Origin of the sequence: Dickeya ananatis (assembly GCF_019464615.1) — a bacterium.
Classification (GTDB): domain Bacteria; phylum Pseudomonadota; class Gammaproteobacteria; order Enterobacterales; family Enterobacteriaceae; genus Dickeya; species Dickeya oryzae.
On record NZ_CP040816.1, the window covers coordinates 4,647,994 to 4,671,969 of the forward strand.

At 53.9% G+C, this 23,976-nt stretch carries 21 protein-coding genes; 16 read left to right on the forward strand and 5 right to left on the reverse strand.

The genetic code is table 11. The annotated features are described in order from the left end of the window. Positions 1-95: 95 nt before the first annotated feature. Positions 96-2,654, reverse strand: a complete 2,559-nt coding sequence (mrcA, locus tag FGI04_RS20725; RefSeq protein ID WP_407337193.1) for a peptidoglycan glycosyltransferase/peptidoglycan DD-transpeptidase MrcA — start codon at positions 2,652-2,654, stop codon at positions 96-98. Positions 2,655-2,910: 256 nt separating this feature from the next. On the opposite strand from mrcA, the gene pilM reads away from it, so the two are divergent. From pilM to ppiA, 14 genes are all read left to right on the forward strand, one after another. Further along, positions 2,911-3,789 (forward strand): type IV pilus biogenesis protein PilM, encoded by an 879-nt coding sequence (gene pilM / locus FGI04_RS20730; protein WP_407337195.1) that lies wholly within the window; start codon positions 2,911-2,913, stop codon positions 3,787-3,789. Further along, positions 3,783-4,343 (forward strand): PilN domain-containing protein, encoded by a 561-nt coding sequence (locus tag FGI04_RS20735; RefSeq protein ID WP_407337196.1) that lies wholly within the window; start codon positions 3,783-3,785, stop codon positions 4,341-4,343. The genes pilM and FGI04_RS20735 overlap by 7 nt, the downstream gene beginning before the upstream one ends. After that, on the forward strand, positions 4,340-4,900 hold the full coding sequence (locus FGI04_RS20740; RefSeq protein ID WP_407321893.1) for a hypothetical protein: 561 nt from the start codon (positions 4,340-4,342) through the stop codon (positions 4,898-4,900). Before FGI04_RS20735 ends, FGI04_RS20740 begins: the two co-directional genes overlap by 4 nt. Further along, positions 4,897-5,283: a HofP DNA utilization family protein gene (locus tag FGI04_RS20745; RefSeq protein ID WP_407321892.1), complete on the forward strand. Its 387-nt coding sequence runs from the start codon at positions 4,897-4,899 to the stop codon at positions 5,281-5,283. The genes FGI04_RS20740 and FGI04_RS20745 overlap by 4 nt, the downstream gene beginning before the upstream one ends. 3 nt (positions 5,284-5,286) lie before the next feature. After that, entirely contained in the window at positions 5,287-6,588 is a 1,302-nt protein-coding gene (hofQ, locus tag FGI04_RS20750; RefSeq protein ID WP_407337197.1) for a DNA uptake porin HofQ, read from the forward strand. Positions 6,589-6,926: 338 nt separating this feature from the next. After that, a complete protein-coding gene (gene aroK, locus FGI04_RS20755; RefSeq protein WP_029456528.1) occupies positions 6,927-7,448 on the forward strand; it encodes a shikimate kinase AroK in 522 nt (173 codons plus the stop codon). 53 nt (positions 7,449-7,501) lie between these two features. Next, positions 7,502-8,587 carry a 3-dehydroquinate synthase gene (aroB, locus tag FGI04_RS20760; protein ID WP_342699274.1) on the forward strand — a complete coding sequence of 362 codons (1,086 nt, stop codon included), beginning with the start codon at positions 7,502-7,504 and terminating at the stop codon, positions 8,585-8,587. A 133-nt stretch (positions 8,588-8,720) separates the two neighbouring features. Next, positions 8,721-9,794: an SPOR domain-containing protein gene (locus tag FGI04_RS20765; RefSeq protein WP_407274150.1), complete on the forward strand. Its 1,074-nt coding sequence runs from the start codon at positions 8,721-8,723 to the stop codon at positions 9,792-9,794. 77 nt (positions 9,795-9,871) lie between these two features. Then, positions 9,872-10,696 (forward strand): adenine-specific DNA-methyltransferase, encoded by an 825-nt coding sequence (gene dam / locus FGI04_RS20770; RefSeq protein WP_407337198.1) that lies wholly within the window; start codon positions 9,872-9,874, stop codon positions 10,694-10,696. Positions 10,697-10,836: 140 nt separating this feature from the next. Beyond that, positions 10,837-11,514 (forward strand): ribulose-phosphate 3-epimerase, encoded by a 678-nt coding sequence (rpe, locus tag FGI04_RS20775; RefSeq protein WP_407337199.1) that lies wholly within the window; start codon positions 10,837-10,839, stop codon positions 11,512-11,514. Next, positions 11,507-12,205, forward strand: coding sequence for a phosphoglycolate phosphatase (locus FGI04_RS20780; RefSeq protein ID WP_342699272.1), 699 nt, complete (start codon positions 11,507-11,509; stop codon positions 12,203-12,205). Before rpe ends, FGI04_RS20780 begins: the two co-directional genes overlap by 8 nt. A gap of 1 nt (position 12,206) precedes the next feature. Beyond that, positions 12,207-13,211, forward strand: a complete 1,005-nt coding sequence (trpS, locus tag FGI04_RS20785) for a tryptophan--tRNA ligase (protein ID WP_012886398.1) — start codon at positions 12,207-12,209, stop codon at positions 13,209-13,211. A 328-nt stretch (positions 13,212-13,539) separates the two neighbouring features. Further along, positions 13,540-14,694, forward strand: a complete 1,155-nt coding sequence (locus FGI04_RS20790) for a mandelate racemase family protein (protein ID WP_342699271.1) — start codon at positions 13,540-13,542, stop codon at positions 14,692-14,694. Between the two features lie 240 nt (positions 14,695-14,934). After that, entirely contained in the window at positions 14,935-15,507 is a 573-nt protein-coding gene (gene ppiA / locus FGI04_RS20795; RefSeq protein WP_038905857.1) for a peptidylprolyl isomerase A, read from the forward strand. Positions 15,508-15,588: 81 nt separating this feature from the next. On the opposite strand, the gene FGI04_RS20800 is transcribed toward ppiA, so the two are convergent. From FGI04_RS20800 to pelC, 4 genes are all read right to left on the reverse strand, one after another. Then, complete coding sequence (locus FGI04_RS20800) at positions 15,589-17,004, reverse strand: diguanylate cyclase (protein WP_434964875.1); 1,416 nt, start codon at positions 17,002-17,004, stop codon at positions 15,589-15,591. Between the two features lie 1,041 nt (positions 17,005-18,045). Continuing rightward, positions 18,046-19,308 carry a pectate lyase PelZ gene (gene pelZ, locus FGI04_RS20805; RefSeq protein WP_342699269.1) on the reverse strand — a complete coding sequence of 421 codons (1,263 nt, stop codon included), beginning with the start codon at positions 19,306-19,308 and terminating at the stop codon, positions 18,046-18,048. A 169-nt stretch (positions 19,309-19,477) separates the two neighbouring features. Further along, the gene (gene pelB, locus FGI04_RS20810; RefSeq protein ID WP_407274148.1) at positions 19,478-20,605 is read right to left on the reverse strand and encodes a pectate lyase PelB; all 1,128 of its coding nucleotides are present in this window, start codon (positions 20,603-20,605) and stop codon (positions 19,478-19,480) included. A gap of 438 nt (positions 20,606-21,043) precedes the next feature. Beyond that, positions 21,044-22,171 (reverse strand): pectate lyase PelC, encoded by a 1,128-nt coding sequence (pelC, locus tag FGI04_RS20815; protein ID WP_342699267.1) that lies wholly within the window; start codon positions 22,169-22,171, stop codon positions 21,044-21,046. A 266-nt stretch (positions 22,172-22,437) separates the two neighbouring features. Here pelC and FGI04_RS20820 point away from each other — a divergent pair, with 266 nt between their 5' ends. Further along, positions 22,438-22,584, forward strand: a complete 147-nt coding sequence (locus FGI04_RS20820; RefSeq protein ID WP_342699266.1) for a hypothetical protein — start codon at positions 22,438-22,440, stop codon at positions 22,582-22,584. A 20-nt stretch (positions 22,585-22,604) separates the two neighbouring features. Beyond that, a complete protein-coding gene (locus FGI04_RS20825) occupies positions 22,605-23,975 on the forward strand; it encodes a pyridoxal-dependent decarboxylase (RefSeq protein ID WP_407337200.1) in 1,371 nt (456 codons plus the stop codon). Position 23,976: the final 1 nt, after the last annotated feature.

Consider the following 23,976-nt stretch of genomic DNA (forward strand, 5'->3'; position numbering starts at 1 on the left):
CAGATAAAGAAAAAGGCGCGAATATCGCGCCTTTTTGCTGCGTTGTTATCGCAGTCGTGGTGCAGTTGCCATCAGCGCTGCACCGCGTGTTCGCATCAGAATAACTCTTCTGCCTGACCGCTGCTGGTGTTGTACAGCGTGGTACCGGCGTCATGTACTGCCCGCTCGGTGGGTTGCGTACCATCGATGAAATATTCCTGACGACTATTCCCGCCGCCATCCGACAGCTTACCGGTGCTGCGATCGATAGTAACCGTCACGACGCCCTGCGGCGGCGTCTTCGGTTGTTCTGGCACACCAGCCAGCGCCACTTTCATAAAGTCATCCCAGGCAGGCTCAGCACTTTTTGCTCCGCCTTCATAACCGGAAATCTGGTCGCGAATGACACCGGATGCCGACGTGCGGCCAAGATCACGGCGGTGATCGTCAAAACCAATCCACACCGAGGCAACAATATTCGCGCCATAACCGGAGAACCAGGCGTCTTTCGAGTTGTTGGTCGTACCAGTTTTACCGCCAATATCATGGCGTTGCAGTACTTTACCCGCACGCCAGCCGGTACCCATCCAGCCCGGTTCGCCAAACACGTTACTGTTGAGCGCGTCTTTGATCAGGAAAGCCAATGGCGTACTGATAACATGCGGGGCGTACGGTTGGGTGGCGGCCTGTTTGGCGACTTCCGACGGTGTAATCGGGTCAACCTGCGGGGCAGCCTGCACCGGATTTTCCTGCGATGTCGCCACGTTTTCCATGCTGTCATCCGACAAGACGGCGGAACGTTGGGTATCGCCGTAAATAACCGGCAGATTGCAGGTATCGCACACGATTTTCGGTGTAGCACTGAAAACGGTGTTGCCGGCGGCATTGTCGATTTTGGTGATGAAGTAAGGGTCGACCAGATAGCCGCCGTTAGCCATTACCGAGTAACCACGCACCACCTGCAACGGCGTAAACGATGCTGCACCCAATGCCAGTGATTCGGTATGTACGATGTTCTGTTCCGGGAAGCCGAAGCGTTCCAGATAATTAGCGGCGTAATCCACACCCATCGCACGCATTGCCCGCACCATCACCACGTTTTTCGACTGCCCCAGACCCTGACGTAAACGGATTGGGCCGTCGTACACCGGCGGTGAGTTTTTCGGGCTCCAGTCGGAACCGGCTCCGGGATCCCAGCGTGTAATCGGGGCGTCGTTGAGGATGGTCGCTAGCGTCAGACCTTTATCCATCGCGGCGGTGTACAGGAATGGCTTGATATTCGACCCTACCTGCCGCAGCGCCTGCGTAGCACGGTTGAACTTGCTCTGATTGAAATCGAACCCGCCCACCAGCGCCAGTATCGCGCCGTCTTTCGGATTGAGGGAAACCAGCGCCGAGTTGACGTCAGGTACCTGAGCCAGCCACCAGTCGTTGTCGACTTTGCGTACCCAAATTTGTTGACCGGCAGCCAGTACATCGGTGACGCGTTTTGGCGTGGGGCCTTGCTGGTCATCTGAACGATAGGCGCGCGCCCAACGTACACCCAGCATTGGCAGTTCGATCTTATCGCCGTTAGCCATCACGGCATGGGCTTTATCGGCGCTGGCATCGGTGACGACCGCCGGGAACAATGGCCCGTAAACCGGTAGTTTTTTCAATGCCTCGACAATCTTGTCCTGCGTCAACGCTGGGGTGCCGACTTTCCACAGCACCTGGTCCGGGCCGCGGTAGCCGTGGCGCATATCATAGGCGATGACATTGTTGTGTACCGCGTCTTCCGCTGCCAATTGCAGTTTGCGGGTGATAGTGGTGTACACCTGATAACCATCGCTATACGCATCTTCACCATAGCGTTTCACCATTTCCTGGCGAACCATTTCAGCCAGATAAGGGGCGGAGAAGGCGATTTCCGGTGCGTGATAGTCCGCCACCAGCTTTTCGTTACGGGCCTGATCGTACTGCGCCTGCGTAATGTAGTTCTCGTCCAGCATGCGCGACAGCACCACGTTACGACGTGCCACGGCGCGATCGTAAGAGTAAAGCGGGTTAAAGGTGGACGGCGCTTTCGGCAGGCCGGCAATCATTGCCATTTGCGCCAGCGTCAACTGGTCGACCGGTTGTCCGAAATAGACCTGTGCGGCGGCACCCACGCCGTAAGCACGGTACCCCAGGTAGATCTTGTTCAGATACAGTTCCAGGATTTCGTCTTTGGTCAGCGTTTGTTCGATGCGGATAGCCAGAAACACTTCCTTAATCTTACGCAACAGCGTGCGCTCAGGACTCAGGAAGAAATTACGTGCCAGCTGCTGGGTGATGGTACTGGCCCCCTGCGATGCATGACCCGATGTCAGGGCAATGACCGCCGCGCGGACGATCCCCTGCGGGTCAACACCGTGGTGTTCAAAGAAGCGGCTGTCTTCCGTGGCGATAAACGCATTAACCAGCATCGGCGGGATCTGGTCCAGCTTCAGCGGGATACGACGCTTTTCGCCAAACTGGGCGATCAACTCGCCGTCAGCACTGTAAACCTGCATCGGAGTTTGCAGGCGGACGTCTTTCAGCGTAGCGACATCGGGTAACTGTGGCTCGATATAGCGATAGAGGCCATAGAGCGAAGCGACTCCCAGCAGAATGCAACTCACTGCAAGGATGAATAGATACTTTACGAACTTCACCGGAGATTTTCCATTCAGTAGCAATTGAATAGTTTATAAACAGACGGGCGCTAGTATAAAGGGAAGCCAGCAAGGTGGATATACCCGTCGTCTTTCAGGTTACAGGCGCATGGCGACCCGCTGTACCCGGCTTTTTTATGGTCCTCTTCCCTTGCGGGGCGCCGTAAACCGGGTATTACTCTATGACCGCCTTACCTGCACCGCGATGTCCATCGGGTATCTGTTCTGTATGAAACGATAAGGAGATCGAACATTCATGGCTTATCCCATCTGGCAGGTTGGGTTGGACATTCAGAACGGCGTGATGCGCGCTCTGGCCGTACAACGTCGCCGACATAGCTGGCAATTACGCCATTGGTGGCAATTGCCGTTACCAGACGACACATTACGCGGCGGTAGTCTACATCATCCCGCTGCACTTTGTACGGTTCTTCGTCAATGGCGGCATGAATTGCCACGATTTGTTTCACTACGGTTGGGGTTCCCCGCCCCGCGCGTACTGCAACAACGGCTGGCGATGCCAGACCATCGTCTGCGTGAACCGCAACGCGGCGAATATATTCGTAAAATGGCGGCCAAGGTGCTGCCGGTGAGTGGCGACGATCTGGCGCTGGATTATCGTCCTGATCCGCAAACCCCCAATAAGTTGCTGGTTACCGCGGCGCGTCAGACGGAGCTGGATGTCTGGCTGCATTGCCTGCGTGATGCTGGCCTGCAACCCGATGTGGTGGATATTACCCCTTGCGCATTGCGGTGTATGGCGGCACGGGCCGGGTTGGCTGGCGATCGTCTGCTGTTGCATCGGTTTGATGATCACTGGCTGTGGGTGTCACCGCTGGACGCGCCTTTGGCATTCGGTACGTTTCATCCGGATGAGATAGCAGACGACCTGACGGGTACAGGAGCCGAGCACGAACTATTAAAGTACGTGAGCACTTGCTATCAAAAAGAGATCCCGCCTGCTGCCTATCTCAGTGCATCTGTTCCTGTGACGTTGCAGCAAACGTCTGCCGGGCTGATTTCCTGGTCGCCTCTGACAGCATTTGCTCAACAACAACCGCCATTACCGGGGTTCCCGGCCGCTTTTGCTATTGCGGGTGGGTTGGCGATTCGCCCGGAGGATTCACCATGCTGACTGTGAATCTTCTGGCATGGCGACCTCGCCTGTTGCACCGGCGTATATGGTTAAGCCTGTTGCTGACCAGTATCGTTGTGGTGGTTGTCGGTTATGCGGCAGTCATCACCTGCGTGAACTACCGTCAACAACGGGTGTGGTGGCAGTTGCAGGTTGGGCTGGCACAGTCGCAACAGGCGAGCTATGCGCAGCGCTATCATCAGACGTTCGCTGCCTGGCAGCGACGTGAAGTCCAATTGGCACAACTGGCGGCACAAGAACAGAGCCAGCGGCAGAACCAGCGTTATCAGACCTTACTGGCACAACTACCGACCCTGATGCCCGATGCACTCTGGCTGACAGAAATTGGCGACAACGGTGTGCGTTTATCACTGTCTGGAGTGAGTAATCACTATTCGGCTATCGTCACGTTGGTGAAGGCGATGTCGGCGTTACCACAAATAGCCCACGCCAGCGTGCAACAGGCCGATCGCGATCCTAACAATAGTGCCCGGCTGAGTTTTTCATTACGCCTGCACTGGCAGGCTGTAGACGGGGTGGGAGCGAAAGGATGATGCGCTGGCTTTATCCCCGGATCGCACATTGGCTGACCGCGCCGCTATGGTTATGGCTGCTGGCACCGCCAATGCTGGTCATGTTGGCGGCGGTTGTCATCGGTGGAATATGGATGCAGGCGCAACAACGGCAATTAGCGCAACTCGAACAGCAAGTCCGTGACAGTGAACAGGTCATCAGACAATGGCGAGAGAAAATTACCGCGTTACCGGCGTTACACGTATTACAACGTTGGCTTGCTGAGCAACCTTCTCTGGCAGAAGGCAGGTCGGTAAATCGCATCGCGTCATTACTGGATGGGCCGTTACGTGACAGTGGTGTTCAACTTGAAAGCTGGCATCCATTACCGGCGGAGGGCGCTAATGGTGAGCCATCTGCCTGGTTACTGGTTTTTAATGCGCAGTACGGTGCAACCCTGAATTTCCTGTCGCGTTTTCAATCGCTGCCAGTGGTGCTGCGCATCGACCACATTACTATCCGAAAGGCGTCTGTCGGGCTGCGTACCGAACTGCGGCTCTCGCTGCCGCAAGCGTCATCAGTGAAGGTGGGGCAATGAATTACTGGCAAGGCTGTGCACTGTGTGTCGGGGGGCTTCTTGGCTTGGTGAGTACAGCGGCACTATGTGATTCAGTAATACGCGAGTCCGTTATGCGCGATCCGTTCCAGCCCTTGTCGGAGATGTCGTGTAATAGTGGGCAGGATCAGCAGAAATGGCAACTCAAGGGAATGGTGGGGTCATCGTCGAGGTGGATTGCCTGGCTGGTGCAGCCGCAAATCGGCTGGCTACGTGTTCGTGATGGCGATGTTATTCCACCCGGTGACTGGCAGATTACCCAGCTTGACCGTGGTGGTGCAACGTTGCGTCAAACGGGTGGGAAAGTGAGCTGTGGAGTGGCGGAAATACGTCTTGGGCCGCCTTTTCATCACAACAAGGAATGAAGGATGAAGACAGGATGTTTTCCCGGTAGACGGTTTTACCGGTACAGTTGGTTGATGATGTTATGTGGCAGCATGCTGGCCAAAGCAGGTAGCGGTGAGCCGGTTTCACTGGTCTTTGACGATGTGCCCGTGCAGCGAGTTTTGCAGGCGCTGGCAGACCACCAGCAACTTAATCTGGTGGTGGCACCGGGGGTAGCAGGTAACATTAGCCTGAATTTACAGCAGGTTCCCTGGCAGCAGGCGCTGGATATTATTCTGCGAATGGGGCAATTGACGGTTGAACAGCAAAATAGCGTCATGATGGTTTACCCCGATACCTATGTGAAAGACCGTCAGCAGAAACAGGAAGAACAAGCGGCTAAGCAGCGTTTGCAGCTACCGTTGCAAAATCTGTCCGTCACCTTGCAATACGCGGAAGCGACTGAGGTGGCGGCGAATCTGCAAAGCCAGCGCGGTACGTTGCTGACGGAACGCGGTAACGTCACCGTCGATAAACGCACCAACACGCTGCTGATTCGGGATGTCGCTTCCGCACTTGAACAAATTCGACCCTGGATTGACGCGTTGGATAAGCCATTGTCGCAGGTGCAACTGGCGGCGCACATCGTCACCATCAGCAGCGAGCACCTTAAAGCCTTGGGCGTTAACTGGGGGCTGGGGGACGCTTCTATTGCAGGGCAGGCGATGCAGATGAATAACTTCACGGTTAGCCTCCCGGTTGAATCGCCCGCTGTTAACGCCGGGTTTCATCTGGCAAAGCTCAATGGACGATTGCTTGACCTGGAACTGATGGCGCTGGAGCAGGAAAACGAGGTGGAGATTATCGCCAGTCCGCGCCTGTTTACTGCGCATCAGCAAACAGCCAGCATCAAGCAAGGCACGGAAATCCCGTATCAGGTATCCAGCGGTGCCAGCGGTTCGACATCGATCGAGTTCAAGGAAGCGGTGTTGGGCATGGAAGTCACCCCCAGGATTCTGCATGGCGGGCAGATTACGCTCAACCTGCTGATTAGCCAGAATATGCCGGGGCGGGCTATCAAGCAGGGGGAAGGGGGCGAAATTCTGGCGATCGATAAACAGGAGATCCAGACTCAGGTCACCGTACAGGATGGCGAAACCATTGTGCTGGGTGGGATTTTCCAGCAGCAAAAAAATCAAGGGGAGCGTCAGGTACCGGGCTTGGGGTCGTTACCGGGCATTGGTCAGTGGTTTCGCGCCACAAGCCAGCAGCATACACGCCGCGAGCTGGTCATCTTTATCACGCCTACGCTGATTCAGGCGGCCAGGCGTGCACCAGCAGCCTGATTATCTTAAACGGTGGGCAGTGCGATGCGTCTGCCCGCTTTATACACTCGCTTTGTGAAATAGTGCCCTTCATTGTTTGACGATACCGTCGTTTTAGCATACAAGGATAGCGGCTTGAGCACGGAAGTGGTGTTACATCAGCAGTGTAGATAAAACGCACGGTTTATGACGACCTGGTTTGTGTGGCGTTTTATTCGGTTGCCAAACCACCCTGAGTATTGAGATAATTTTTTGTCTGATTCTCGCACTATCGCTCATGAGGTTTCAGTTTAGGTTCCGCCGCAGGTTACATGGCGGGGCGGGTTATCATTAACGAATTTCTTAGTAATACCAAAAAAATGGCAGAGAAACGCAATATCTTTCTGGTTGGGCCTATGGGTGCCGGCAAAAGCACTATTGGCCGTCAGTTAGCTCAGCAGCTCAATATGGAATTCTTCGACTCCGATCAAGAAATTGAGCGTCGTACCGGGGCTGATGTGGGCTGGGTATTTGATGTGGAAGGCGAGGAAGGCTTCCGCGAGCGCGAAGAGAAAGTCATTAATGAATTGACGGAAAAGCAGGGCATTGTGCTGGCAACCGGCGGTGGTTCGGTAAAATCACGCGAAACCCGCAATCGTCTGTCAGCACGTGGCGTGGTGGTGTATCTGGAAACCACGATTGAAAAACAGTTGGCCCGTACTCAACGAGATAAAAAACGTCCGTTGCTTCAGGTTGAAGCCCCACCACGCGAAGTGCTGGAGGCATTGGCGAGAGAGCGTAATCCGCTGTATGAAGAGATCGCCGATGTTACAATTCGCACCGATGAACAAAGCGCCAAAGTCGTTGCCAACCAGATTATCAGCATGCTGGAAAACAACTGATTTTGTGTAATCTCCTGTATACCGCAGGTCTCTGACAGATCAATGGAACGTGCATGGAAAGAGTCACCGTAACCCTCGGGGAACGTAGTTACCCCATTACGATCGCCGCCGGTCTTTTCAACGACGCGGCTTCTTTTATGCCGCTGAAGGCTGGCGATCAGGCCATGCTGGTGACCAATGAAACGTTGGCTCCGCTGTATCTGGACAGGGTACGTAGTCTGCTGGAGAACAGCGGTGTACGGGTGGATCAGGTTATTTTGCCTGATGGCGAGCAGTTCAAGTCGTTGGCGGTGCTGGAGCAGGTCTTTTCCGCATTGCTGGCTAAACCGCATGGTCGTGATACCACGCTGGTAGCGTTGGGCGGCGGCGTCATCGGTGATTTGACCGGCTTTGCTGCCGCCTGTTATCAACGCGGTGTTCGCTTCATTCAGGTTCCCACCACGCTGTTGTCTCAGGTTGACTCCTCTGTCGGTGGTAAAACGGCAGTCAATCATCCGCTTGGCAAAAACATGATTGGCGCGTTTTATCAGCCCGCCTCGGTGGTTGTCGATCTGGATTGCCTTAAAACATTGCCTGCACGCGAGCTCTCCTCCGGGCTTGCTGAAGTGATCAAGTATGGTGTTATCCTCGATCGCGTCTTTTTTGAATGGCTGGAAGCGCATATCGACGAAATTCGTCGACTGGAGGGTGTGCCGCTAGCCTACTGTATCCGTCGTTGTTGTGAGCTTAAGGCAGAGGTAGTGGCTGCGGATGAACGTGAGTCCGGGCTGCGCGCCTTGCTGAATTTAGGCCACACTTATGGACATGCCATTGAGGCGGAAATGGGGTACGGCAACTGGCTGCATGGCGAAGCCGTAGCGGCCGGAATGGTGATGGCTGCTCAGGCGGCTCGTCGTCTTGGGCAGTTGAGCGCTGACGATGTTGAGCGTATCAAGGCGCTGTTGCTGCGGGCCGGTTTGCCTGTTACCGGACCACGTGAAATGGTCCCGCAAGCGTATTTACCGCACATGATGAGGGATAAGAAGGTTCTGGCCGGAGAGTTGCGTCTGGTTCTGCCTACGGCAATTGGTCAGTCTGAAGTCCGGTCGGGTGTATCGCACGAACTGGTGCTGGCATCCATCGCCGACTGCCTTCCCTAAACCCTCCACTGAGCTGGCTGAATAGCCAGCAGGTGGAATTGCGGTGGTTTACGTTTAAAATACAATGCCTTATGATTTAGACTTTCGCAGCGTCGGATGTGTGCGAAAGCTAGCCTTTCAGTGGGAGGGTAAAATGGATGAGTTCAACCCGGAAGAAGAGTTGAAACCGGATACCAGTGATCGACGCCCCGTGCGTCAGCAGAGAAGAAGCAAAAGTTTATCTGCTCCGAGTGTTTCGCTATCCAGACAACACACCATGATTGGTATCGGCATTGTGGTATTGGTGCTGCTGATCATCGGTATCGGCTCTGCCTTGCAGTCACCCAGCCAGAATACGCCTTCAGCGTCGTCACCCGCAGCAGGTTCTGGTAAGAATATCGATTTGTCATCGTCGATGTCTTCCAGTCAGACCCAGGGAGCATCACCGGCGGTATCTCAGCCTTCTTCCCCAGTACCGGTAAGCAATAACCCGAATGCAGGAAGTAGTGCTCCACAGGCGTTAAGCGGCCAGCCGGTTTCCGGTACCCCTACGCAGGCACCCTTGCCCGCACAGAATAACAACCAGCAGCGTATTGAGCTGCCGGGTAATATCACCGATGCCTTGTCTCAGCCTCAGCAGCAAGACAGGGTTAATGCCTTGTCGGCGGGATTGCCGACCGAGCCGGCTACTGTATTCTCGCCGACGGCCAAAGGCGGGCGCACGCAGCCCGTGGAGAAGTCACCTTCGCGTGTGCAGGTTGAAAAGCAGCCTTCTACTGTGCCATTCCATGAAACCAGGCCATCCCATAAAACGGTCGCAGAAGCCAAAGAAGCGGCTAAGCCTGCTACGAATACGCATCGCGCCCCTACGACCGCTGTGATGCCCGCACCATCGAGCAGACCAGTTGCGGTAGGTAAACCTGCGGCGTCAGCCGCAAGCCAGAGCAGTACCGCTATCCAGAGTGCGCCTGCCAGCCACTTTACCTTGCAGCTCAGCAGTGCGTCCCGTGAAGATTCTCTCAAGGCTTATGCACGGGAACAGCGACTGGCGAACTACTGGGTATATGAAACGAAACGTGACGGGCGGCCCTGGTATGTGCTGGTGAATGGTGTTTACGCCACACCGGAAGATGCCAAGCGTGCTATTGCGTCCCTGCCTGCTGATGTCCAGGCGAAAAAACCATGGGTCAGGCCGATCCGTCAGGTGAAGCAGGACTTGACCAAGTAAGACCAAATTGGCCCTGATGTGCTGTCTTAACAGAGTACAATCCGTGGCTCTGAACTGTGTGAGTAACTAACGACGGCATGAAGAAAAACCGCGCGTTCTTAAAATGGGCCGGTGGGAAATATCCGCTGGTGGAGGAGATTCGCCGATATCTGCCAGCGGGAGAGCGATTAATCGAGCCTTTCGTGGGCGCGGGTTCCGTGTTTCTCAATACCGACTACGACAGCTATATTCTGGCGGATATTAACAGCGATCTCATTAATCTTTATAAAATTGTCAAAACTGAAACCGATACGTTCATTAGCGATGCCCGCGAGTTGTTTATTGATGAGGTGAATACCTCGGATGTTTTTTATCAGTTGAGAACAGAATTTAACCTCTGCACCGATGACTATCACCGCGCGTTGCTGTTTCTGTATCTGAACCGGCATTGTTATAACGGCTTGTGCCGCTATAACATGCGGGGTGAATTCAATGTGCCGTTCGGGCGTTATAAAAAGCCCTATTTTCCGGAAGAAGAACTTTACTGGTTTGCGGAAAAGGCGCGAAACGCCACGTTTGTTTGCGAGCATTATCAGCAGACGTTGACCAATGCGACCTCAGGCTCGGTGGTGTATTGCGATCCGCCTTATGCGCCGCTGTCGGCCACGGCCAATTTCACGGCGTACCACACCAACAACTTTAACCATCAGGATCAGCAAAATCTGGCGCAGTTGGCACAGCAGTTGTCATCGCAAAACCAGATCCCGGTGCTGATTTCCAACCATGATACGGTACTGACTCGCGAGTGGTATCGTGATGCGTCATCGTTGTATGTGGTCAAGGCGCGTCGCACCATCAGCCGCAATATTTCGGGCCGCAGTAAGGTCAATGAACTGCTGGCGTTGTACTGCCGGGCGTCTTGAGTGTGACGAGAGACGATGGGCAGGGGGAATAACGGTGAGAAAAGTCTCACCCTTGTTCCCCTAACAGAGTGGCTGCGAAGGTGTGTCATCAGTGGGCGTACCCGGCAGCGGAATGCAGACTTGATGGTTTGGAGAAACGCATGAAACCGTTTTTAATCGCCCCGTCTATTTTGTCGGCTGATTTTGCCCGTCTTGGCGAGGATACCGCGCGCGCAATGGCTGCCGGAGCAGATGTCGTCCACTTTGATGTGATGGATAACCACTATGTCCCCAATTTGACGATTGGCCCGCTGGTGTTGAAATCCTTGCGCAACTACGGCATTACCGCACCGGTCGATGTGCATCTGATGGTAAAACCGGTGGACAGGCTGATACCTGATTTTGCCGAGGCGGGTGCCAGCTTCATTACGTTTCATCCTGAGGCATCCGAACATGTCGACCGGACGCTGCAACTGATCAAGAGTCATGGCTGTAAGGCGGGCCTGGTGTTTAACCCTGCCACCTCACTGAGTTATCTTGACTATGTGATGGATAAGCTGGATATCATTTTGCTGATGTCCGTGAATCCAGGCTTCGGCGGCCAGTCATTCATTCCTTCTACGCTGGATAAATTACGCCAGGTGCGTCAGCGGATTGATGAAAGCGGCTACGATATCCGTCTTGAGGTCGATGGTGGCGTCAAAGTCGATAACATCGCGCAGATTGCGGCAGCCGGTGCGGATATGTTCGTCGCCGGTTCGGCGATTTTCGGCCAGCCGGATTACCGTGCGGTGATTGATAAGATGCGCCAGGAGTTGGAGACAGTACGTCATGACTGATTTTGCTACGATTCGCGGGCTGGCGTTTGATCTGGATGGTACGCTGGTCAACAGCGCGCCGGGGTTGGCCGAAGCGGTGGATATGGCATTAGGTGCATTGTCGCTGCCGCGTGCGGGTGAAGAGCGAGTATCCACCTGGATTGGTAACGGCGCTGATGTACTGATGGAGCGGGCGTTACGCTGGGCGGGGGTAGAACCAACGAGTCGGCAGATTCAGGACACCCGTTCGCTGTTTGATAAGTACTATGCCCGCACGGTAGATAGCGGCAGCCTGCTGTTTCCCGACGTGAAGGACACGCTGGCTGAGCTTGCCGCCCGCGGCTTTCGTATGGCTGTCGTCACCAATAAACCGACACCTTTCGTCGCGCCGCTGCTGGATGTGCTGGGGATAGGACATTATTTCTCGCTGATTTTAGGCGGCGATGACGTTACCGAGAAAAAGCCACATCCGGCACCGTTGTACATGGTGTTGGGTAAACTGGGGTTGCGGGTAAACGAATTGCTGTTTGTCGGCGATTCTCGTAATGATATTCAGGCTGCCCGAGCTGCCGGATGCCCGTGCGTCGGCATGACGTATGGTTATAACTATGGCGAAGCGATCGCGCTAAGTCACCCTGATGTGGTGCTGGATCGCTTTGCGGATTTATTGACCCTTGCCGGGTTATCCCTTTTACACGATCAGGAAGCATGACATGAGTAAGCCCATTGTATTTAGCGGCGCACAGCCGTCAGGCGAGTTGACCATTGGTAACTACATGGGTGCGTTACGTCAGTGGGTCAACATGCAGGATGATTTTGACTGCATTTATTGCATCGTGGATCAACATGCGATCACCGTGCGTCAGGATCCGCAGCAACTGCGCAAGGCGACACTGGATACGCTGGCACTCTATCTGGCCTGCGGTATCGATCCGCAAAAGAGCACGATTTTTGTCCAGTCGCATGTGCCGGAACACGCACAACTGGGTTGGCTGCTGAACTGCTATACCTATTTCGGCGAACTGAGCCGCATGACCCAGTTTAAAGACAAATCTGCCCGCTATGAAGAAAACATCAATGCCGGATTGTTTGACTACCCGGTGTTAATGGCGGCTGACATTCTGCTCTACCAGACCAACCAGGTACCGGTAGGCGAAGACCAGAAACAGCATTTGGAACTGAGCCGGGATATCGCCCAGCGCTTCAACGCGATTTACGGTGAGGTGTTCCGTGTTCCTGAGCCGTTTATTCCGAAATCCGGCGCGCGAGTGATGTCTTTGCTGGAGCCGACCAAGAAGATGTCCAAGTCGGATGACAACCGCAATAACGTCATTGGCCTGTTGGAAGACCCGAAATCGGTGGTGAAGAAGATTAAACGCGCAGTCACTGACTCTGACGAGCCGCCAGTGGTGCGTTACGATCTGCAAAACAAGGCCGGGGTGTCCAATTTGCTGGATATCCTCTCCGGGGTGACGGGGAAAGCTATCCCTGATCTGGAGAAAGAGTTCGAAGGGCAGATGTATGGCCACCTGAAAGGCGCAGTGGCCGATGCCGTTTCCGGCATGCTGAGCGAACTGCAGGCGCGTTATCACCGCTTCCGTGATGACGAAGCCTTCTTGCAGCAGGTGATGCGTGATGGGGCACAAAAAGCCAGTGCCCGTGCGCAGGAAACACTGCGTAAAGCCTATGACGTGGTGGGGTTTGTTGCTCGCCCGTAATCTGATCGTTCGTTATCTGGTCATGGTTATTTTTATTCAGACAGCGCCGCTTCTTATCGGAAGCGGCGTTTTTTATTGATGTCAGTCTGGACGGCAGATAAGGAAAATAAAGATAATAAAAATGGAGATTGTAAATAGGGCAATTGCATAATCATCGGGCGGATAATTTTCACAAATGTTATAAATTGCCTAATGACCTCGCGGTAAACTTCCTCAATAATCGATATAAATAAAACGCAATTTTATTAAATCAGCACTGTGTTTTTATTTTTATCAATTCATAAAAACCGATGCTGGCGGGCGCTTCACCTTCAGGCAGGTAATCAACGTGAAAATTGAATCCATTGACGTCACCGTCTTCACTTATCCCACTCGCCGCGTTTCTGACAGCGCAGGACATTCCCACCCAGGCGATGAGCATCAGGCTAGCATGGCGCTGCTAACCATCAGTACAGAGGATGAGCACAAAGGTTATGCATTTGCACCGCCGGAGGTCATTCGTCCCTATGTGGTGAACAGTTTTTTCCGCAAAGTACTGATTGGGCAGGATCCGTTTGATCGTGAGCGTTTATGGCAGGATCTGGTGCACTGGCAGCGCGGTAGTGCTAACCAGTTAACTGACCGGGCGCTGGCTATCGTCGAGCAAGCCTTGTGGGATCTGGCAGGGCGGGCACTGAACGCGCCGGTCTATAAACTGCTGGGCGGTTACCGCGATAAAGTACTGGCATACGGTAGCACTATGTGTGGCGATGAACTGAAAGGTGGCCTGTCGACACCGGATGAGTACGGTCAGTTCGCCGAAAAGCTGGTCACGCGCGGTTACAAGGCCATTAAACTGCATACCTGGATGCCGCCGGTATCATTCGCACCCAGCCCGCAAATGGATGTGAAAGCCTGTGCGGCGGTGCGTGAAGCGGTAGGGCCGGATATCAACCTGATGCTGGATGGCTACCATTGGTACAGCCGTAGCGAGGCTCTGTATATCGGTCGTGAGCTGCAAAAACTGAACTTCACCTGGTTCGAAGAGCCAATGGAGGAGCAGAGCATGGCATCCTACAGTTGGCTGAACAAAAATCTGGATATCGATGTCATCGGGCCGGAAAGTCTGGGCGGGAAATATTTCAGCCGTGCTGACTGGGTGAAGGAGGGTGCCTGCGACATCTTGCGTGCCGGGGTACAGGGTGTGGGCGGTATTTCACCGTGCCTTAAAGTGGCACATCTGGCGGAAGCCTTCGGCATGGATTGCGAAATTCATGGCAACGGGGCACCCAATCTGGCCGTCGTGGGAGCGATTAAAAACTGTCGCTGGTATGAACGTGGTCTGCTGCATCCATTCATGAACTACGACGAACCAGCTGCTTACCTCAATTCACTGGTGGACCCGATGGACGAAGACGGTTTCGTTCACCTGCCGCAACGTCCCGGCCTGGGCGAGGATATCAACTTTGACTGGATCGAGGCGCACACGCTGAGCCAGCATTAATAGCCAGGTAGCACATCATTCTTTTGACCCTTTCTCTCCCCCGGTTATGATGTTTCGACTCCGGGGGAGCGGTGGCGGCTGTCATAATGTTGAGCCGGCGGGTGGGAGAGCAAATAGTGCTCTTTTTTTCGCCAATGGGTGGCCGTGATCGCGTAAAAAAAGGTAAATGGGTGGCGCAGAAAGGTACGGCTATTTAAAATCGGTACGCTTTCTGTCGTTGATCCTCAAAAGGAATGCTTCATGTCAAAACGTATACTGGCAGCGGTAGTGACTGTATTTGCCCTGACCGCCTTTTCACCGGCTTTTGCCGCTACCACGTCCACTCACGTGTTGCTGACAACCACCGCAGGTAACATTGAACTGGCGCTGGATGATCAAAAAGCGCCGATTTCCGTGAAAAACTTTGTCGATTATGTCAACAGCGGTTTTTACAATGGCACTATTTTTCACCGGGTTATCCCAGGGTTCATGGTTCAGGCTGGCGGTTTTAGTAGTGATATGAAACAGAAAGCCACCAATCCGCCTATCAAGAATGAAGCGGATAATGGTCTGCGTAATCTGCGCGGCACTATCGCTATGGCGCGCACCAGTGAAAAAGATAGCGCCACCAGTCAGTTCTTTATCAATGTGGCGGACAACGCTTTTCTGGATCACGGCCAGCGTGATTTTGGTTATGCGGTATTTGGTAAAGTGGTCAAGGGCATGGAGGTCGCGGACAAGATTTCTCAAGTCCAGACAGACAATGTCGGGCCATACCAGAATGTACCGACGAAGCCTATTATCATTCAGTCAGCAAAAGTGATTAAGAAGTAATCGCCTGTTGGTTTGACATGTTTTTTGCATTATTTCCCCATTTTCGCAGCAGGATGCTGTGGTGTGGGGAAACAGCCTCGTTTACTTTTTAGACAGCGCCAGCTGTTTGTCATCAATCAGCATGTGCTGGGTGATCACTTCGTACACCACATAGTGAAACAGTTCCGACATGCCTATCTGTTGCTGCTCAAACCGCTGTAGTAGCTCGCTTGCCCGATAGAGCAGGTGGCTGTGTAAGCGGGCATGATAACCGGCGTCCGGGTGCTGCTTTTCGCGCAGTATTTGCTCTTCATGCTGCATGTGTTCGTGCAGTAAATCGATAAGCTGGCTGACCTGCTGTGAGAACTCTTCCCGTGTTCCGCCACGCAGTATTATCTGCAACAGTGCATTAGCCTGGCGAAACAGGTACTGGTGCTCTTGGTCGACATCCGGATGACCGGTAGCGTAGCTGTAGTGCCAGGTCAGATGAACCAGATTGGTATCCGGTAACACCATCAGCGAATTATCGACAATCAGTGCTTCTGTCTCGATACGGTTACGGCCCGCCGCTTTAGCGCGATAGAGCGCGGAGTCGGCCCGGCTGAGCCAGCTTTCCCAATGGTCGCTAGACTGACAAACAGCGATGCCAATGCTGGTTGTCACCTGCAGGCTGTTGGAAAAACGTTGTGATTCGAGTGCCTGTCTGATGCGTTCAGCGGTCAGTATCGCACCGCCGATACCGGTAGAAGGCAGGATCGCGACAAACTCTTCGCCTCCCCATCGCCCGAGTACGTCGGTGGAACGCAACGTGGTGCGGGCAATGTGGGCGAATGCTTTGAGCACTTCATCTCCCGTTGCGTGGCCGTAATCGTCGTTTACTTTCTTAAAATGATCCAGGTCGAACATCAGCAACGATACGGGATAGCTATATCGCTCCAGACGGTCCATTTCCTGACGCGCTATCTCTTGTACCCGGATGCGGTTCCAGCAACCTGTCAGGCTGTCCTGGCGCAGCATCAGGCTGTTGAGATGGTCTGAACGATCTTTCGCCATCATGATCAGTCCGTTAGCAATGAAAAGCAGTGTGGCGAGACTCGCCACATTGATAATCGTCAGTGCCGGGGAGCTGGAGAGTAATGAAGTAGGATAATTGCCGCTGGATAGTAACAAGAAGAGTCGATGGATAAGGCTGAGGATATTCACGCCTAACCCTAACACCATCAGGTTACGCCCTCGAGCGGGCTGATCGGTTGCCTGTGTCAACAAATACCCAATCACCACACCGGATTGCAGCATGCACAGAATGCCGCTGACCAGCGTACGGGCTTTCTGGTTATCCAGCATGATGCTAAAGAACACGGCGGCAAATACTGCTGGCATCCACAGCAACCAGTGCGGGACACGCCGTTGCTGGAACGTGGTGACGGAAAGAAGCAGTAATGAGTAGGCCTGAGCAATCAGGATGTTCGAGGGAATGATGGATAGCGTGTCAGGAATTTGGCCGCGTAATGCATACAATATGTAGGCGATTCCGTGAAAGATTAATGCCCAGGTGCAAATAATCAGTTCTCGATCCCGGTGGCTATGCGCTGCCCAGCGCACACACAGAGCCAGGGCAAAACTTGAGACGATGATCATCATAAACATTGTGGGGACATCGACTCGCATGTATCACCTCAAAATAAAAAAAAGCAAAAAGTGTGACTGTCACTGGCATTCGTTGTTATTCGTGCGTGCTCAGCGGAATAGCAGTTAGGTTTTTATTCTCTTTCCTTGCGTCACTGCTATCGATTTTATTGATGCTGATACAGTGGCCAATACAAATATATTGAATTTGCAGTACAAGAGCATGACAAGGCAGGCACACGATATAAAAAGCGTGTCTGAAAGTCTGTACTCGTTGCAGGCTTGTTTATTGCCATCCGATAGCAGGATACCGCGTAGCGTGGCGGAATAATGCCTGACCAGGGTGAGAATCAGGAGGGCCGAATAGGATGTCGTTCGGCAACGCAATGGCATCGTCATCCTGATGATGACCTGTCCGGCCTATTTTGCTGTGTGTCTGTTTTCGCGATGTCGGTCTGTTTCGCTGTTTTGATAGTATTGATATACGGTTTAGCGATGGTTGTTGTCAATATACCCGTCATACTTCAAGTTGCCGGTGTGTTGGTTGCATTACTCGGCCCATCCCTGGGCCTCGCCCTGTCAGGGCCGCAGCACGCTGCGTTCAACTCTGCTCCCGGCAGAGTTGTCGTTCACCCGAATCACTTACCTGAGTAAGCTCATCGGGATGAAATGATAGACATCCTGTCTCTCACCAGAGGCCAGCCGTTGGCTGGTCAAATTCGTTCCCAACGAATTTGTCACTCGCTTACCGCGTGACAAGGCTCTAATGACCTTGCCCTAAAGAGCCAACGCGTGGCGTTGTTCAACACGCTAGCGTGTTGTCCTGCAACTCGAATTATTTAGGGTATACGCGCGTCATGCTGCCAGAAAAAAGGGAACCTATAATCGGTTCCCTGCTATTTTTTAACGCGCTGGTGATGAGTTTGGGGGGGATTATTCCAGATCTTTCGCCATCTGTTGCAGCCAGCTGTCCACGCCGGTGGATGGCACTGTCAACGTACGCGTGGTCGCGGTCGCGGTGGGGTAACCGCCCACTTCACTCTGGCTATTGACGAAGGTGCCGCTACGTTTCTGGAAATCGCTAACGATGCGTTTATCCACCGCGTCGCGGTCTTTCGGACGGGCACCGGCGTGCTGCGTCACCTGGTTGGCTACTGACGAGGAACTAAGCGCCGTCAACCCGGTGGGCCAGACGGGGGCGGATTTCAGCAAGTTAATACCTGTACCGGATGTCTGCGCGACGGCTTTGCCTGCTTTATCGAAGGCCAGGTTGTCGCTCATCCAGACATCGCCACCAGTGGTATTACTGCCGACCAGTGAGAGATCGGATTTGGTGTTAGCGCCGTAATACATCACGTTACCGGCGATCGCGACTTTGGCGTTAACCGGCAAAGCGCGGCCTTCCCACTCACTTTGTATCGCTCCGATACGGATGCCCCAAATCCCCGGGTTGTAGATCAGGTTGTTGACCACAACGCCGGTGGTTGCACCTTTAAACCATGGGTTGCGTTCATTGTTGTGGGCATACAGGTTGCCGATGATCGCCGCGTTGGTCACGTTATCGTGCACCAGCGTTCCCATCGAGTGGATGCCTTTGGAGTGGCTGGAGTCGTACAGCCCTTCCGCAATAATGTTATTTGAGAAGGTAACGTTATGGGCGGTGCCGGACTGGCCGTCGTAACGTGGGCCTGAAACCGACAGGTTTTCATCGGTGCCCCAGGCAAAGCTACAGTGATCCACGACAACGTTGTAGGCGGTCGGTCCATACAGCGAGACGTCTTTCTCAAAACCACTCTTTCTGGCGTGACCGTTATCGCCAATGCGAAAGCGGATATGCTGCATCAGGACATCATGAGTGGTGATCATCATGCCGCCCTTGACCAGCGTGATGCCCGGCGACGGTGCAGTCTGACCGGCAATGGTGACGTAAGGTTCGGCAAGCCGGATGTCTCTATCCGATATGTCGATCACGCCGCCCACTTCGAACACAATAATACGCGGGCCTTTGGTGGCCAGCGCTTCGCGCAGCGAACCAGCGCCGCTGGAAGCCAGAGTGGTGACGCGGATAATTTTACCGCCGCTACCGGCTACCGTCTCGGTGCCGAAGCCTTTCAGGTCCGGGGCAGCAGTACTGGCGGCCTGAGCGGTCAGAACGCAGGTACTGAATAGCAATGTAAATAACAGGGTGTGTCTCATGATGGCTTGATCCCTATGCCGGGGCGTGTTCTGCCTGATAGCCAGGCGTTGTCAAACAAAAAGCGGGTGAGTAATGATGGCTCTTCCACCCAGAATCAATCCGGCGTCCTCCGCCCGTTTTTGCCGGGCGGAGGACGTTCCTGACATCAGTCAGGCTGACGGGAACGTATTACTTACAGGCTGCACTGGTCAGCGTTGCCAGGTTCTTGCCTACCCCGGCGTAGCTAGCCAGTTTGTCCTTCACACACTGGGCGCTAACCGGGCTGTAGCTGTAAGGCACAGTCGGGTAGGTACCGGTGGACGTCCAGCTGTCGGCGTTAACGTAAGCCTTGGTGTCGGCTGTCCAGGTAATGTTGTAAGTCGCAAAGTCGGCCGGTTTGGTGATGTTGTTATTCTTCAGTACCCAGGTGCCGAAATTGCTGCCGTCATAGCGTGACGTTACCGGGCTTACCGCATTTTCGAACCAGTTGTTTTCGATCAGCGCTTTGCCGTTCTGGCGGACGTTCAGGCCGGAGCTGGTGACATTGGTGTACAGGTTGTTGTACGCATGGACATTACCCCCGCGTTGCAATGGCAGACGGGCGTTGACGTCGTTGTAAATGTTGTGGTGGTAGGTGATGTTGCGTTCAGCGCTGTCAGAAGAACTGAAGCCTGCCAGACCGACCTTCTTCACACCGTGGATGTAGTTGTAGGAGATGGTGACGTAAGTAGCGCCTTTTTTGATATCGAAGGCGGATTCAAAGGTCGTGTCGCCGTCTTTGGTACCGTCACATTCGTGGTTCGCAGCGAACAGTTCGTTATGATCCAGCCAGACGTTTGGCGAGTTGTCGATACGGAACATATCGCCATCCTGAGCACCGCCCGGCAGGTAGCCGATACGCATGTTGCGTACCACGACGTCGGAGGAATTGACTATCCAGATACCGAAGTTCGCGGAAGAACCATTGGCACCAATGAGGGTGATACCTTTGGTGAAGTCTTTGATTTCCACGCCACGGGCATCTTTGCTCCACTGGCCGCAAATATTGGCGGCTGCCGCGTTGATCAGACTGTCTTCGTTACCGGTATAGGTGATGATCAGCGGGTAGGCACCGCCTTTCACTTTTTTACCGTTGGCATCCACTTTGGCGGCATTGATGATATCCACAATATCTTGCATGGACGCGGCTGTTTTGCTGACCGCACCTGTGACGTTACCACCGTCCGTTTTGGTATAACCGCCGGTATCCGCAGCCAGGCTGGATTGACTGAATGCCAGCAGCAGACCGGCGGCAATGGGAGTAATGAATGATTTCATGAGTCGTGTTCCTGTTTTTAAAAAAATGTGAAATGGGCATTTATCGTTCCACATGCCCTTATTGGTGGTTGATGCAGCCGCGATATTCCCGTCATGCTTCATGTTGCAGGGGCATTAACTGCCGTTCAGTCACACAACTCATGCAGGGTACACATAAGTAAAACCGAAGCGCATGAATCAACCTGCGCTCAGTTTTAGCTCAAAAAGACGACATTTCAATAGATGAAACGGCAGTTCATTATTAGTAACGGTTATGTTTTTTCAAATTTTGACAGGCATCACTCTTTGTGGACGGAGTTCTGACCTGCTGGTTATAACCTTTAATAATTAAAAACCTGCCGATTATTAAATTCATTCGCCAGATGAGTGGCAGGCTGATCCATACCGGGAAAAGAGCAGGCGGTTGCCTGCTCGATTGCTGGGTTATTGATTGTTGGGTTACTGACAGGATGCGCTGGTCAGCGTGGCCAGGTTTTTACCCACACCGGCGTAATTAGCCAGTTTGTCCTTCACGCACTGTGCGCTAACCGGGCTGTAGCTATAGTTCACCGCCGGGAAGGTGCCGGTGGAGGTCCAGCTATCCGCATTAACGTAAGGTTTGGTGTCTGCCGTCCAGGTGATGCCGTAAGTCGAGAAGTCTGCCGGTTTGGCGATATTGTTGTTTTTCAGCACCCAGGTGCCGAAATTCTTGCCGTCATAACGGGATGTCACCGGATTCACTGCGTTTTCGAACCAGTTGTTTTCGATCAAGGCCTGGCCGTTCTGACGTACGTTGAGACCGGAGCTGGTGACATTGGTGTACAGGTTGTTGTAAGCATGCACCAGACCACCGCGTTGTAACGGCAGGCGGGCGTTCACGTCGTTGTAGCGGTTATGGTGATAGGTGATGTTGCGGCCGGTGTCGCTGCTGCTGGAACCGTCCAGCCCCACTTTTTTCACACCGTGGATGTAGTTGTAGGAAACGGTGACGTAATCCGATGCTCCTTTGATATCTACCGCGGCTTCAAAGGTGGTGTCGCCGTCTGGCGTACCGTCGCACTCATGGTTGGCGGCGAACAATTCGTTATGGTCAACCCAGACGTTCGGCGAATCATCCACGCGGATCATGTCGCCATCTTTAGCCCCGCCCGGCACATAGCCGATACGCATGTTTTGTACCACCACGTCAGAGGATTTCTTAATCCAGATACCGAAGTTAGCGGAAGAGCCGTTAGCGCCGATGATGGTGATGCCTTTGGTGAACTCCTTGATTTCCACGCCGCGGGGGTCTTTGCTCCATTGGCCGCAGATATTGGCGGCAGCGGCGTTGATCAGCGAGTCTTCATTACCGGTATAGGTGATGACCAGTGGGTACGCGCCACCCTTCACCTTTTTACCGTTCGCATCCAGACGGGCCGCCGCGATGATATCGACAATATCTTGCATTGATGTGGCCGTCTTGCTGACCGCACCTGTCACGTTGCCCCCGGCAGTTGCGGCGTAACCGCCGGTATTGGTGGCAGCCAGCACGGGTTGGCTGAGTGCCAGTAACAGTCCAGCGGTAATCGGGGTAATGAGTGATTTCATAGCCTGTATTCCTTTTCTCTAAACCATCAATAAGTTTGTGGGCATGAGTTTTTCCCTGCGCCCATAGTGGACGTTGACCGGTATGCCGGTCACCAGACTCAGTCTTAGTGTAAAAATCGAACACTTCAACAAGCGAAACGACATTTCACTATCTGGATCGAATAGATTTTTTAATAGTTTTGAGCAGGTTCACGCTAACGGGTTTCGGTTACAGGGTTGGCAATCACTATTCAGTAAATCTTCATAGTTTTGGTTTGGAATGAATTGTGAAGTTGTTCACGAGCACGGCGGTCTATCCGTTCGCTGACCCGGTTGTGTCACCCGGTGGCTTCTCCCCCGCATTTCGCCGTATTTCCACGTTGAACAGCCGCGCTCGTGAAGCGGGCGATTTCTTACTCTGCTCTTATCGCTGACATGAGCAAAGGGTGGGGATATGCAACCAGTTGATGAACTGACGATTTTGGCCGATGGACTGCATGATGTGGTACGAAGGCGAATTTTGCGCACTTACATTGCGCACATGGAGGAGCAGCAACGGCATTTTGCCGGGTTTCAGACCAACCAACAGGGTGGCTTTGATGTCGGGTTGCGTCCGTTGCTGGAGATGAACCTGCTGAACCTGGGGGATAGCATGGAGCCCGGTGCTTATCAGGTTAACAGCAAGCGTTTTGAACGGGCGGTGCTGGCGTATTACGCCCAACTGTGGCGTTTGCCATCGCCGTACTGGGGTTACCTGACGGCGATGGGGTCGACGGAAGGCAACCTGTTTGCGCTGTGGAATGCGCGCGATTTTTTGTGTGGTGCGGCGACCACCCATTGGCCGTCCACTACGCTTGCGCGCTACGCGCCCGTGGTCCTGTATGCCGAGCGCAGCCACTATTCACTGGCCAAGGCGTGTCGGGTATTGCAACTGGCAACCCCTGCGCAAGCCGGTCCGGCGTTGGGGCGTTGCCCGATTAATGCTGGTGTCTGGCCACAGGCGCTGCCCTGCGATGATGCCGGGCGCGTGGACGTAGAGAGCCTGTTGCAACTGGTGACATTTTTTCATCGCTACCGACGGCCAGTGATTATCTGCCTGACCAGTGGGACGACGTTTAGCGGTGCTTGTGACGACTGGGCGCAGATTGCGGCGCAATTGCAGCGATTGCTGCCGCCGAATACCCCGCAGCAACGTCACTATTGGCTGCACATGGACGGGGCGTTGTCGTCCAATTATCTGCCGTTCTGGCCGGAGTCGGAAGGGCGTCAACTGGCGATTGATGCACAGGCGGCATCACTGCATTCCATCTGCGCCAGCCCGTACAAATGGTTAAGTATGCCGTGGCCGTGCGGCATTGTGATGCTGCCTGAAGCGTATCGTGCGGTAGCACTCAATCGCCCGAACTATATCGGTAGCGGCGAGGCAACGTTATCCGGCTCGCGTCCCGGTTTGTCGGCGGTGGTGTTGTGGAACCAGCTGTGCCGTTTGGGCGAACAAGGACAGCAGGAGATGATCCGCCGTTGTCACGACGTACAACACTACGCATACCAGCAGCTTCGCTATCTGTTTGAACGCCTTGACCCTGGCCGGGAGCGGTTAGTGGTACTGCCGTTAATCCGCGGTTCGCTGATGGTGCAATTCAGTGCGCCACACCCGTCGGTGATTGAACGGTTTTCATTATCCAGTGATCAGGTGGTCGTGCAGGGAACGCCGAGGCGATTCTGCCATCTGGTGGTGTTGCCGCATTGTCATCAGGCACTGGTAGATAGCCTGCTGTGGGCGCTCAGACAGCCCGGTGCTTTTGCGCCGGTTACGGAGGTGTGAT